Below are 13239 nucleotides of genomic sequence, written 5' to 3'. Positions count from 1 at the left end.
CCGGAGCACGCCACGGTGATAGCGCCGATCCGCTCGCACTTCCCCTGGCTGTGGCTCGGCTACAGCCTGCTGCTGGTTTATGGCACCTGGTTTCCGCTGGACCGCTGGGACTGGGCCCTGGGCGGCTGGCAAGCGTTCATGGCCATGGATTGGCCTCGGCGCGTGGCCCGCTCGGATTTCATCCTCAACCTTATCGTGTACCTGCCCTATGGGCTACTGGCAATGCTGTGCCTGCGCGGAGCGTTTCTACGCCGCCTGCTGCTGGCAACAGTTTCCGCGGCTGTGCTCTCCGCCAGTCTGGAGTTCGGGCAGACCTATCTGCCGGGGCGCGTCAGCTCGCTGGCAGACCTACTGCTGAACAGTGCCGGTGGTTTTCTCGGCGCGCTAGGTGCGGGCCTGGCGGTACGCTTGCCACTCTCACGGAGCCTGTGGCAGCGTGTACTGACCATGCTGCGAGACCCAGCCGCGGGCAGGCTCGGCCTGCTGGCCCTGGGTTGCTGGTTGCTGGCGCAATGGGCACCACTGGTACCCAGTCTGGACATCGGCAACCTGCGCGCCGGTCTCGCCCCATTCAAAGCAACGGTGCTGGGAGAGACGCCCCTGGTCCGCGCCCAGGTCACCGGCTACGCCCTGATGCTGTTTGCGGTGGGCACACTGCTACTGAGCATTCTCTCGCCCGGTCCGCGCCGGCTCATCTCGGTGTGCGGCCTGCTGCTTGCGGTGCTGCTGGGAAAAGTGCTGGTGTTAGGGCGGGTGTTGTCGGCCGAGGCGCTGGTGGCTCTTGCCTGCCTGGTGCCCGTTTTCTGGTTGTTGCGCACTGTCTCTCCAAGCTACCTGCGCTGGACGCTGTTGCTGTCGCTACTTACCTACCAGATTCACGATGCCCTGCTTCCGGGCGCCAGTGATACCGCCCTGCGCACGGTGAACTGGATACCCTTCCGCGGGCACATCAACAGCGTGTACGGCGTGGTCAATCTGCTGGAAACCGTGTGGGTATTCATCGCCCTCGCCTGGGTCACCTACCCCTGGAGCCGCAGCCGGGGAGCCCGAGCCGCGCTCGCGTTTACCGTGGCAGCGTGCACCCTGGGCCTGGAATGGTGGCAGCAGTTCGTACCCGGCCGCTACCCCGACCTCACCGATGCGCTGGTGGCGGCAGGCGGCTGGTGGCTGGCCTCGGCATGGCCCTGGGGCCACCACTGGGGGAATGCCGACAAACACGTCACGCACGCCGCCCAGCCCGGCGTGCGGCCTGGACGCGGTGCCCGCACGCAGCGGCAGCTCCCGGGCCGGCGAACACGCTTGCTGCTCAGTGCCGCCGCTTTGGGCAGTGTGCTTGTTCTGGCCTGCCTCTACATGCTCCTGGCCCGGGATGAACTCCCGCCCTATGCACTGCCCAGCATTGATACCCTGCCAGCACCCACCTTTCCGGACTGGCGACAGCAGCACCCCCGGCTGCCGGCGCCAGACGCTGAAGACATCGCCTTGCTGCGCGCACACAACCCGGGTTTCTGGGAGCAACACCGCAAGCGAGCCGCAACCGGAGCGCTGTATTCACGTATTCTGCTGGCGCGGGTTGAACCCGGCTCACAGAATCTGCAGGCCCTGCACGGCGACCTGATGGCACTGGATCCGGACTGGCGCGGGCACGAACAAACCCGGCCACTGGCCCTCGCCTACGACTGGCTACACGCGTTGTGGACACCCGCACAACGGCAGAGCCTGTTGACCAAAGTGGAAGCCGCCTGCGCGTATCAGGTGCACGTCATCACCGACAAGTACGCCCTGTCACCCTACAACGTGTACCTTTACAACAGCCCCCTGCAGGCATTGATGATGGCCGCGATCGCCAGCCACGGTGACAGCGCCAACGGTAGCTGCATGCGCTTCACGGCAGACTACTGGCGACACCGGGTACTCCCGGTATGGCGGCAGGTCATGGGGACCACCGGCGGCTGGCATGAAGGCGGGGAGTATGTCGGCATAGGCATCGGCCAGGCCATCTACCAACTGCCGGCCCTGTGGCGCGCGGCGACCGGGGAAGACCTGTTTGCCAGCGAACCCGGTATCCGCGGCTTTGCCGACTTCGCGCTGCACCGCACGCGCCCGGATGGCACCTATATACGCAGCGGTGATGCCGCGTATTTCCGCCGCGGGATACCCGACCTGGCTCCCCTGGCACTGGAGACCGGACACCGCCCCGCCTATTCGCTGGCTTCCCCCCCGGAGCAACCGGTGCCACTGGGCTGGCCCTGGGGCCCGCTGGCGCAGGCGAGCTTTGCCGATAACACAGCCCTGCAGCGGCAACCCACCAGCCGCTGGTTCGACGGCATCGGCTTGCTGCTGGCGCGCTCCAGCTGGGAAGCGGATGCCACCTTCGTCACGTTCCGCGCAGGGAACAACTTCTGGTCGCACTCCCACCTCGATCAGGGCGCCTTCACCATTTACCGCAGCGGCCCCCTGGCGCTCGACAGTGGACTCTACAACCGCTATGGCTCCGAGCACCACCTGAACTACAGCTATCAAAGCATTGCGCACAATGTGGTCACGGTAACGGACCCGGCGGACGACGCACCCATGCCGTCAAAAACCGAAGGTGAGCCGAGCCGTGTCATCGCCAACGATGGCGGCCAGCGGCGCGTGGGTTCGGGCTGGGGGCGCGCAGCGCCTCTGGATTACGTGCACTGGCAACAGCAAGGAGAGCACTACCGCACTGTCGGTGAAGTGCGCCACGGCGATACCGATGGCGTGTCCTGGGTGGTGGCGGACCTCACCCCGGCTTACACCAATGCCGCATCCGGCACGGGTGATTTCTCGGCGCGCAGCAAGCGGGTTCGGCACTACCAGCGCAGCTTCGTGTTTGACCGCCGCGCGCACGTGATCGTCGTCCACGATCGGGTCACTACGGAAGATGCCACGTTCCGACAGAAGTGGTTACTGCATAGCGAACTGGAGCCCGAGCTGCGGGGCCCGTACTTTCGTATCGCAGCGCCACACACCTCGTCGGGCCCGCGAGGCGCGCTAAACGGCCGGGTGCTGCTGCCGGAGGACGCCAGCCTGACCGCGATCGGCGGCCCCGGGCTTGAGTACTTCGTCGATGAGAAGAACTACGACGAGGACGGCACAGTGCAGGCGGTCGCGCAACGCAAGCGCGAAGAGCGTGGCGCCGAACCCGGCGCCTGGCGCCTGGAGCTGCAACCCGGGCGCCAGGCAGAAACCCAGGAATTCCTCGTGGCGATGCGCACGGGGGAATGGAGCGCCACCAAGTCGATTACACCAGCACCTGCGGCCAAGCTGGAAACAACCGGCGCCACCCTGACGCTGACACTGGACGGCGACCCGCCCCTGACCCTGTATTTACCCCGGAACATGGGCGATATCCAACTGCAGCGCGGCCACTGACCTCGCCGGGCATCACCGCGCCTGCGCCAGATCCGCCAGCAGCCGCTCCAGCACACCATCCAGCGCCCGATCGATCTGCGCATACACCGCCTGAAATCCAGGCCAGTCACCATAATACGGATCCGCCACCGGCACACCGCCCGGGGGCGCACCCTCCTGATACTCACCCAGCAACCGCACGCGTAACAAGGCATCGCTACCGGCTGCGAGCACCGCCAGCTCATCGCTATGCACCTGCTCCATGACCAGCACATGGGTACTGCGTTCCAGCAGGGCAGGAGTCACCTCCTGCGCGCGGATTCTACCCAGCGGGAAACCGTATTCCCGCGCCAACCGAGCCACCCGCGGATCGGGTGGCCGACCGAGCTGCCCCGGGCGTGTGCCCGCCGAGGCCACCGCAATGCGGCGCGCCAAGCCCATGCTGCGCAAACGATGACGCAACAACGCTTCCGCCAACGGTGAGCGGCACACATTGGCGGTGCAGATGAACAATACACGCAGCTGCGGACGCCGCCAGAACATCAATCACTCCTCCCCAGGCAACTCAATCGGCCACACGGTCCAGCAGCTGACGCACCCAGGTCACCGGAATCACGTAGCTGATACCGGAGGGGCGTTCCAGCACGGACTCACGGGACTCCTTGACGAACACACTGTTCACCACACCAATGACGGCGCCTGTTGCCGGGTCGTAAACGGGGCTGCCGCTATTGCCGGGATAGGCCGTGGCATCCAGTTGAAACACATCAAAGGGGTTGCGCATGCGCTGCAGTTGCACGGCATTGAGATCGCGCGCCGCATCCGCGGTACGCGCGACCGGGGTAATGGCCGACACCATCCCGCGGTGGGTGACCGGATACAAGCCCAGCACACCGCCAATGGGGAAACCGGTGAAGGCCACCGCATCACCCTCACGCACTCTGGCAGAGTCACCCAGCCGCAAGGTGGGCAGGGGCGCGCCGGTAATCCGCAGAATGGCCAGATCGTGCACCGGGTCTTGCGCCGCGATTTCCGCCGGATGCACCACCGCCTGCCGTCCGCGCCCGGAAAATACCGCAAGCATCTGCTGGTTGTCGTGGTCCAGCAGTTCCGGCAACACGTGGAAGTTGGTCACGATCAACTGCCCATTGCCGACCACAAAGCCCGTGCCACGCAAGCTGTCAGGGCGGCGTTCGCCGATGGGCTGGCGCGGCGGATAGCTGGTACCTACACCCACAATGGCGGGACGCACGTCCTCTATCACATCGGCCAGCGATGCGGCCGCCAGCGGCTGGGCAAACAGAGCGCCGCACAGCAGCCAGACCAGCGCCGGCAACCCGGGGGAACGAAAACGTGTCATGCACTCACTCCTGTGGCAGCCAGCTGCACTGTGCACCGCTTCATGCTTGCCGAGGCGGCGCGCACAGGCGACACTGCAAACCTGAGACCATAGTCCAGAACCATGAGCCCGTGCAACGGCGGCGACTCAGGCAACCCCAGGCAAGGAGAACCGCGGGTGGCAGACCTTATTCATCAGTTCCTCACCAGGGCCGCACCGGTTCAGGGCTCACGACCTGCGCTGTTGTTTCGCGAACAAGTGCTGAGCTACGCACAGCTTGCAGAGCAGGTGGAAAACGCGGCCCACGGTTTGCTGGCACAGGCGCTGGGTGCCGCGGAGCGTGTCGCCATCTATCTACCCAAGCAGCCGGAGACCGTGATCGGTATTTTTGCCACGGCGGCCGCGGGCGGCTGCTTCGTTCCGGTCAACCCGGTGCTCAAGCCCCGGCAGGTGAGCTATATCCTGCGCCACAGTCAGGCGCGCGTGCTGATCACCTCCGCACAACGGCTGCAACAATTGGTTGCCGAACTGCCGGCCTGTAGCGACCTGCACACCCTCGTGCTGGTGGACACTCTCACCGAGGAGCGACGTGAGGCCCTCGCCAGCGATCTCCATGGGCTCAACGTGATTGAATGGCAAGCGCTGCTCGCAGCCCCAGCCCGAGCACCCCACCGGCGCATCGACACCGACATGACTGCCCTGCTGTACACCTCCGGAAGTACGGGTAACCCGAAGGGTGTCGTGCTTTCGCATCGCAACATGGTAGCGGGCGCGCGCAGTGTGGCTGAGTACCTGGAGAACACGCCGGACGACCGATTGCTCGCGGTATTGCCGCTCAGCTTTGATGCCGGACTGAGCCAAATCACCACCGCATTCTCTGTCGGCGCCTCGGTCGTGTTGATGGACTATCTGCTGCCGCGGGACGTACTGAAAGCGGTGGCGCGCTACGCGGTCACCGGGCTTGCGGCCGTGCCTCCCCTGTGGAACCAACTGCTGCAACTGGCGTGGCCCGACGAAGTCGCCGGCACCCTGCGCTATGTCACGAACACCGGCGGCGCCATGCCGGTCGCCAGCACGCGTGCCCTGCAGGACAAACTCCCCCATACCCGCGTGTTCCTCATGTACGGACTCACCGAGGCCTTCCGCTCAACCTACCTGCCGCCGGAGCAAGTTCATCAGCGGCCGCAATCCATCGGCAAGGCGATCCCCAATGCCGAAATTCTGGTAGTGAATGAGGCCGGTGAGCTGTGTGCTGACAACGAGCCCGGCGAGCTGGTGCACCGCGGCGCGTTGGTCGCTCTGGGCTACTGGGATGATCCGGAGAAGACCGCCAAACGGTTCCGGCCGGCCCCTGGGCAGGACCCGGCACTCCCTCTGCCGGAGCTTGCCGTCTGGTCGGGCGACCAGGTGGTGCGCGATGAGGAGGGTTACCTCTACTTCGTCAGCCGCAAGGACGACATGATCAAAACCTCCGGTTACCGGGTCAGCCCCACCGAGGTGGAGGAAGTCGCCTACCTGTCAGGGCTGATTGCCGGCGCCGCGGCACTGGGCCTGCCCCATGCGCAACTGGGGCAGGCGATCGCTCTGGTGGTAACACCGTCGGCTCAGGCGAACGGCGAAACGCTGGAGCGCGAGCTATTGGCCTTGTGCCAACGCGAACTGCCCAACTTCATGGTCCCCACACGGCTTATCGTACGTGCAGCCCTGCCCCACAACCAGAACGGAAAAATTGACCGGCGCGCATTGAATGCCGAATACGCGAGCCTGTTTCAGGAGCCAACGGAATGACTGAGCAACATGACACATCAGCGACCAAACCCCGTGAACGCGGTCGCCCGCAGCATGCGCCACAGAATCACTTCGCGGTGCGTGACAACTGCCTGCAGGTCGGCAACCAGGCGGTAACTGAACTCGCCCGTCAGGCAAATGGCAGGCCCTTCTACGCCTACGATCATCGCGTGATGGACGCGCGTGTGGCGCAACTGCGCCAACAACTCCCGGATGCCATTCACTTGCACTACGCGATCAAAGCCAACCCGATGCCCGCCCTCGTACAGTACATGGCCGGCCTGACCGATGGCCTCGATGTGGCCTCTGCCGCCGAACTGGCCACTGCACTGGCTACTGGCATCAACCCGGCAGAAATCAGTTTCGCCGGCCCCGGAAAGTCACTGGAAGACCTTCGCGCAGCAGTACATGCCGGGGTCATCATCATTCTGGAATCGATGACCGAAATGCAACGGGTTGCGGATATCGCCACCGAGCTTGGCACCAGACCGCCTGTGGCAATCCGCGTCAACCCGGATTTCGAGCTCAAGGCCTCGGGCATGAAAATGGGCGGAGGGCCCAAGCCATTCGGCATTGATGCGGAAGAAGTACCTGATGCAATGGCGCGCGCAGACGCGCTGGGGCTGGATCTTGTCGGGGTACATATCTTCAGTGGCTCACAGAACCTTCGGCCCGAGGCACTTATCGAGGCGCACGATAAAACCTTTGAGCTCGCGTTGCGACTTGCCGGTCAGGCACCCCGGCCTTTCCGCTGGCTCAATATCGGGGGTGGTTTTGGTGTGCCTTACTTTCCCGGGGAAGAGCCTCTCGACCTCTCGCCAGTGGTACAGAATCTGCAACAGCGCGTGGATGAGGCCCTGCGGCAACTCCCGGACGTGGAACTCGTCATGGAACTGGGTCGCTACCTCGTGGCCGAGGCCGGAATTTATGTCTGTACGGTCAGCGACAAGAAAATTTCACGCGGCCAGACGTTTCTGATCACCAACGGCGGCTTGCATCACCATCTGGCAGCCTCCGGGAACTTCGGTCAGGTGATCCGCAAGAACTACCCGGTATGTATTGGGAATCGAGTGATCAGCGAGGAACAGGAGACGGTGACAATCGTTGGCCCGCTGTGCACGCCGCTTGACCTGCTCGGCGAGCGCATGCCGTTACCCACGGCCGATATTGGTGACCTTGTGGTGCTGTTCCAGTCCGGTGCGTACGGATATACCGCCAGCCCGCACCTGTTCCTCAGTCACCCACAACCTCTGGAATTCTTCGTTTAGCGGTTGCAGATCTGCGAACCCTGTCACAAACTGTCACATTCCTTCTGTACTACTGGCTGCAGCTGCTAGAGTTTGGACGCCGACAAACATCCGGCGCAAACAAACCGCGCAATAATCAGCGCACGCACAGTACACTGGGAACTGGCCATCATGTTAGCGAGTAGCCTGTTGGGAACCCGACGCGTTTTTAAACACCACGTTCATGTGGCCTATTACTGGCTGGCACTGCTTGATGCCGCCCTTTTCACGGGCGCCTGCTACCTGGGGACTTTCCTGTATTTCCTGCGCGACCCGGCCCTGTTGGATTCCCACCTTCAAACCCTGCTGCCGCGTGCCCTGGTGTTTGCACTCACCACGGTGCTGGCGATGACAGCACTCGGGCTTTATCAGCCACGCCTGCGCGAGGGGCTCAACGGCATCATGTTGCGCGTTGCCGGCTCCTTCGTGCTGGTGACCATCGCCATGGCAGCCATGTTCTACCTGCTGCCGTCTCTGCACCTGTGGCGCGGTGTTTTGGCCTATACCTCAGCCATTGCCTTCACCTCGTGCCTCATCACCCGCGTGATCTTCGCCAATACCGTCGAGCTTGAGCAGTTCAAGCGCCGCGTTCTCGTACTCGGTAGCGGCCAGCGCGCAGCCAACATCGCCGATCGCATGCGCCGCAAAAGCGACAGGCGCGGTTTTCGTATTGCCGGTTACGTGCGCGCCGACAGTGAGCAGACGCTGGTGGAAACGGGAAACGTATTCACCCCCGACGAGCCGTTGCACGAGTACGCACTGGCACATGACATCCGCCAGATTGTGGTCGCGCTGGACAACCCCGCGGCATTGCCCGCTGACGAGCTTATGCACTGCCGTACGTCCGGCATCGAGGTTGTCAACATTCTCGACTTCTTCGAACAGGAAGCGAGCAAGGTGTTGGTTGAGGAAGCCCCCCGCGAGTGGTTCATCTACTCGGACGGCTTCGCTGCCGGCGGCTCATCCAATCGCGGCAAGCGCGCGCTCGATATGTGCGCCGCCTTTGTGCTGCTGATCGGCACCTGGCCGCTGATGCTGGTCACCGTGCTGGCCATCAAGCTCGAAGACGGACTGCACGCCCCGGTGATCTTCCGCCAGAAACGTGTGGGCCTCAACGGTCGCGTGTTCGATGTGCTGAAGTTCCGCAGCATGAGCGTGGATGCCGAAAGTGATGGCAAGGCGCGCTGGGCAACCACCAATGACAGCCGGATCACGCGCATCGGCCATGTGATCCGCAAGCTGCGCATCGATGAATTGCCACAGATCCTGAACGTGCTGGTAGGCGATATGTCTCTGGTAGGCCCGCGACCGGAAAGGCCCGAGTTCGTGCGCGAATTGTCCGAGAGCATCCCCTTCTTCGACAAGCGGCACTGCGTGAAACCCGGGATCACGGGCTGGGCGCAACTGAACTACCCCTACGGCGCTTCCAGGCGCGATGCGCTGCACAAGCTGGAATACGATCTCTACTACGTGAAAAACAGAAGCCTCTTCCTCGACTGCCTGGTGTTATTACAGACCACAGAAGTCATTCTGTTTGGCAAGGGTGCCCGCTAGGGTCCACGCGCTCGCAGCGCGGCCATTTTCAGCCGGGTTATGTGACGCCTGCATTACCCAAATGTGTCAGGTTTTTTAATTCCAGTGCCTGCAGTTTCGCTTGAGCTGCTCCCCTGCATTAGGTAACCTCTTGATATCGAATACGTCTATCCATGTTGGTGCATAAATTGCATTTAGAATAACAACTTAGCGGTTATCAGGCTTTAGTCGACCGCTTCAGGCCAGCATCGTGCGGGGGAGTGAGCGGGGAATGAATACAGTACTGACAATTATCGCGATACTGGGACTGGGTGCCCTGCTCGTGTCCGTCGTGCTTTTCACCATGGCCGCCCGGCGTTACGTCTCCGACGACGAACCCGAACACATTTCCCTGGTACCCAACACGGGCCGGGATCACCAGCCACGCAGTCGTGGCGACCGCCGCCAGACCAGCGCGCCAACCTTGTTTCCCATTACCGTCAACGGTGAGCTGATCACCCGTGAGCGCCGCCACATCGCCGATCGCAGGCAGCAGCCCCGACAATACGGGTGAGTTCCCCCTTGCGCACTCTGTCCTGCCTGGCTCTCGTTGCCGTAATCGCTGCGCCCGTTCATGCCGCTCCGGTGACACCGGAAACCCCCGCACCTATCGACTCCCTGTTTGCCACCGACATTCTCCAGGCTGAATTGCTGGCGCATCTCGATGCCGGCGAGTATGCCCAGGTGCTGCAGAAAACCGCCGAACACGATGGTTCACTGGACGCGACCAGCCGCGGTTTGCGCATTGCAGCACAGGTATACTCCGGCGATTTGGCGGCAGCTAAGTCCGGCCTGGCGACCTTCGGGCCCGGTGAAGGGCTGCCCGCACTGGCGGCAGGGGCGATTGCGGAAGCCTACCTGGCAGCGGGCTACCCTGAACTTGCCGGCTACAGCACCCAGTTGGGTTTGATCGAGCAGTTTGACTCCAGCCACCTGTTATTCCTCATGGGTAGGCTGCAACTGCAGGCGGGACGCAGCCGCGAAGCAGCCCGCTATCTGCAAGCAGCGGCCGCATTGCCTGCCAGTGCCCAGGACAATTTCGACCGCGCCCGGCTACAGGACACGACGGCCAACCTGCTGCTCACGCTGAATCAACCCGCAGAGGCCCTCGCTCTGTTCAATGCCGACACCACGGCACCGGCACCCGCTACAACCCCGGTGTACGCCATCGCCAGCGCCCGCAGTATGGCGAGTGACGGGCGTTTTGAGGCCGCAGACAGCGCTGTGGCGACCGATATTCGCGGCTACACGCGCGAGCTGGCGGTGACACGCGCCCAGATCAAGGTTCTTGCCGGGCAGCCTGAAGCGGCGCTGGCGCTGCTGGATGCAGCGATGCTGGGCGCCGCCGATGCCTCCATTCTGCTCACGCGCTCGCTGGCCCACATGGCACTGAGCCAATCCGATAGGGCCGCTAAGGCCCTGCTACCACTGGGGCCACCCGCCACCCTGCCGCCCGCACTGCAACCCGGTATGGCGATGATCGCTCTCGGCCAGGGCGATGTAGACGCAGTTTTGGCAGCCATGCGGCGCGCGCCATTACCTCTGTCTGAACTCGCGCGGCTGCCGACGCTGCCGGACCATCTGCACAATACCGATCTGGCGGCGCCCCTGGCCCTCGCTTACTTCGCCTTTGATCAGGGCTACCACCGCCACTCTCTGGCGCTGCTCGACCAGGCCCTGCAAGAGTGGCCGAAGCACCCACTGCTCCTGTTGCTACGTGCGGAAAACCTGCGGCAAATGGGTAACTACGCGGCAACAGCCGCTGCACTGGAAGACGCCCTGCACGTACTTCCCGGCAGCGCTGCCCTGCGCCTGTTACTGGCCACGGCGCAGGAGGCCGGCGACGATGATGACGCTGCCCTCACAAGCTACCGCACCATTATTGAGGCGCATCCCGATTTTGTGCTGGCGCAGCTGGCGCTGACACGTCTGTATACGGAACGCAGTGAGCACGAGCGGGCGCAAGCTACTTGCGAGTGGGCATTGAACTTCAAGCCTGACTCTCCTGCACTGCTGGCCGCCCTCGCCTGGGCGCTGGCCGAACAGGGCAAGGCGGAGGAATCGAGGGCGACTCTGCGCGCGCTGCAGCGCGTTGCCGGCAGCTCCGCGCAGGCCACGACCAGCCACATCAACGGCTACCTGGCACTGCAGGCAGGCGACCTCCCGGCCGCAGCCACGGGCCTGTACAGCACACTGCGCCTGGGCGCACTGGAACTGCGGCTGCTGCAACACCTCGCCCGCCTGCAGGAAGAAATGGGCCATCCCGAAGCAGCGGCCAACCTGGCACGGCAGACGAAGCTACTGGCGCACCACGGGGCGCCGCGCTAAGCGCCATACCAAGCACACACCCCACAGAAGCCATAGCATGAACGCGGCCCGGGCAAGCTGAAACCCGTGAGCAGTGAAAAAGGTCTGTTCCTGCAACGGTGTGACCAGCGCCTGCACCATGCCGGTGGTGGCCGGCTCCGAAGCCACAACGACTTTGCCCGTGGGGGCGATGAACAGCGAGGAACCGACATTCGCGCTGCGCACCACAAACCGGCGATTTTCTATCGCTCGCAGCACCAGGTGCGGCATCGGAATGGAGTAGGCGCGCTGCAGCGGGCCGAACGCGGCCTCGTCGTTGGACATATTCACGAGCAACTCCGCACCGGCGCGCGTCAGTGCGCGGACATGCCCCGGGAAAAAGGCCTCCCAGCAGATGAACACCCCAAGCTGCAGTGCGCCCGCATCAAGCGGCCCGCTACTGTCTCCCGGCGCCATGCGCGATGGCCACCACTCCCGCAAGCGTTGGGGCAGCCACCGCTCCAGGGGATTGTGCTCAGCACCCGGCACCAACAGCACCTTGTGGTATTCCTCGGCAATATAGCCGGAAACGGGAACCAGAAAAGCCGCGTTCAATAACTGAGGGGATCCCGAGGCGGTAAGGGTCATGGAGTAAGCACCCACCAGTACAGGCGTGCCTGTGTCCGCAGCAGCCTGCGATAACGCCTGCATGATGTCACGGTACTCCGTGGAGCGCAGCCAGAGTGGCAGACTGGTCTCAGGCCATACGGTCAAGGCAGCCGCACCGGAAGTATCCGCAGCGTCTCGAGTAACGCGGTTGAAATTGTCGAACATGCGCCGTGTTGCGGCTTCATCGTGTTTTTCTTCGATCGTCACAGCGGTGTGCAGGGCACGTACCGGCACCCCAGGCACCTCCTCACTGGCGCTGACCACCGCCGCCTGACGCCAGATGCCGTAACCGAGCACCAGCGCGCTCAGGCACACAGTGAGCAACCACCAGGAGGCCCTGCCTGCACCGCGCGCCTGCCAGCACTGCGCGGCCAGCACGTTCACGACCATAATGCCGAAGCTGATGCCGAAGACCCCCGCAACGTCGGCCGTTTGCAGCAACAACGGCACCTGCCACAGGTAATACCCCAGTGCATAGGATGGCAAGCCGAGCCACAGGTCGGAGCCCAGTACCTCGATCGCCGTCCAGCTCAACGCCGTCCACAACAACAGCCAGAAGCCCCGCAGGCCTGCACCAACAGCCCCCCACACCGCAAGCCCTAGCATCGCCGGCATCAGCGCGAAACCGGCCAATACGGGAAGCAGCCACAGGGGCTTGAACTCAACCAGCCAGTAAAAATGGGAGGTGGCGTAGCAGAGTCCAACCAGATATCCACCCAGCAGAACCCGCCAGAACCTCCGCGGCTGTACGGGGTCGGCAAATGCGCCGGAATCCTGCCAGAAGCCGGTCAAGGCAGGTGCCAGCGCGACAAAAACCAGCGGCCATGCGTTCACCAGCGGTGACGCCAGAATCATCAGCACACCGGAAAAAATGTATCTGATCACCCTGCTCTCACTCTCTGCTGCAACCTGCACACGTTC

At 63.5% G+C, this 13239-nt stretch carries 9 protein-coding genes; 6 read left to right on the top strand and 3 right to left on the bottom strand.

Annotated features, from left to right (window positions below):
* Positions 1-15: 15 nt before the first annotated feature.
* Positions 16-3399 carry a VanZ family protein gene (locus EGJ68_RS05735; protein ID WP_123033526.1) on the top strand — a complete coding sequence of 1128 codons (3384 nt, stop codon included), beginning with the start codon at positions 16-18 and terminating at the stop codon, positions 3397-3399.
* 12 nt (positions 3400-3411) lie between these two features.
* Here the strand turns inward: EGJ68_RS05735 and EGJ68_RS05730 are convergent, their stop codons facing one another.
* Together EGJ68_RS05730 and EGJ68_RS05725 are read right to left on the bottom strand one after the other, a co-directional pair.
* On the bottom strand, positions 3412-3921 hold the full coding sequence (locus tag EGJ68_RS05730) for a low molecular weight protein-tyrosine-phosphatase (RefSeq protein WP_123033525.1): 510 nt from the start codon (positions 3919-3921) through the stop codon (positions 3412-3414).
* 22 nt (positions 3922-3943) lie between these two features.
* Complete coding sequence (locus EGJ68_RS05725) at positions 3944-4738, bottom strand: S1 family peptidase (protein ID WP_123033524.1); 795 nt, start codon at positions 4736-4738, stop codon at positions 3944-3946.
* Between the two features lie 156 nt (positions 4739-4894).
* Between EGJ68_RS05725 and EGJ68_RS05720 the strand changes: the two genes are divergently transcribed.
* The 5 genes from EGJ68_RS05720 to EGJ68_RS05700 all read left to right on the top strand — a co-directional run bounded on the left by EGJ68_RS05720 (position 4895) and on the right by EGJ68_RS05700 (position 11691).
* The gene (locus EGJ68_RS05720; protein ID WP_199227927.1) at positions 4895-6505 is read left to right on the top strand and encodes an acyl-CoA ligase (AMP-forming), exosortase A system-associated; all 1611 of its coding nucleotides are present in this window, start codon (positions 4895-4897) and stop codon (positions 6503-6505) included.
* Positions 6502-7773 carry a pyridoxal-dependent decarboxylase, exosortase A system-associated gene (locus EGJ68_RS05715; RefSeq protein WP_123033522.1) on the top strand — a complete coding sequence of 424 codons (1272 nt, stop codon included), beginning with the start codon at positions 6502-6504 and terminating at the stop codon, positions 7771-7773. Before EGJ68_RS05720 ends, EGJ68_RS05715 begins: the two co-directional genes overlap by 4 nt.
* A gap of 150 nt (positions 7774-7923) precedes the next feature.
* Positions 7924-9345: a TIGR03013 family XrtA/PEP-CTERM system glycosyltransferase gene (locus tag EGJ68_RS05710; RefSeq protein WP_123034066.1), complete on the top strand. Its 1422-nt coding sequence runs from the start codon at positions 7924-7926 to the stop codon at positions 9343-9345.
* Positions 9346-9595: 250 nt separating this feature from the next.
* Complete coding sequence (locus EGJ68_RS05705) at positions 9596-9877, top strand: hypothetical protein (protein ID WP_123033521.1); 282 nt, start codon at positions 9596-9598, stop codon at positions 9875-9877.
* Positions 9878-9885: 8 nt separating this feature from the next.
* Positions 9886-11691, top strand: a complete 1806-nt coding sequence (locus EGJ68_RS05700; protein WP_158283514.1) for a tetratricopeptide repeat protein — start codon at positions 9886-9888, stop codon at positions 11689-11691.
* Here EGJ68_RS05700 and lnt read toward each other — a convergent pair.
* Entirely contained in the window at positions 11662-13203 is a 1542-nt protein-coding gene (gene lnt / locus EGJ68_RS05695; protein WP_123033519.1) for an apolipoprotein N-acyltransferase, read from the bottom strand. The two genes, EGJ68_RS05700 and lnt, sit on opposite strands and share 30 nt — an antisense overlap.
* Between the last annotated feature and the right edge of the window lie 36 nt (positions 13204-13239).

The organism is Haliea alexandrii, from assembly GCF_003719295.1.
GTDB classification, from domain to species: domain Bacteria; phylum Pseudomonadota; class Gammaproteobacteria; order Pseudomonadales; family Halieaceae; genus Haliea; species Haliea alexandrii.
Note: the sequence above shows the minus strand (reverse complement) of the source record. Positions and strands in the feature narration are given on the sequence as shown.

Coding starts and splice junctions, on each gene's coding strand:
- EGJ68_RS05725 (WP_123033524.1), bottom strand. CDS start 4,738: ATGACACGTTTTCGTTCCCCCGGGTTGCCGGCGCTGGTCTGGCTGCTG.
- EGJ68_RS05730 (WP_123033525.1), bottom strand. CDS start 3,921: ATGTTCTGGCGGCGTCCGCAGCTGCGTGTATTGTTCATCTGCACCGCC.
- EGJ68_RS05715 (WP_123033522.1), top strand. CDS start 6,502: ATGACTGAGCAACATGACACATCAGCGACCAAACCCCGTGAACGCGGT.
- EGJ68_RS05710 (WP_123034066.1), top strand. CDS start 7,924: ATGTTAGCGAGTAGCCTGTTGGGAACCCGACGCGTTTTTAAACACCAC.
- EGJ68_RS05705 (WP_123033521.1), top strand. CDS start 9,596: ATGAATACAGTACTGACAATTATCGCGATACTGGGACTGGGTGCCCTG.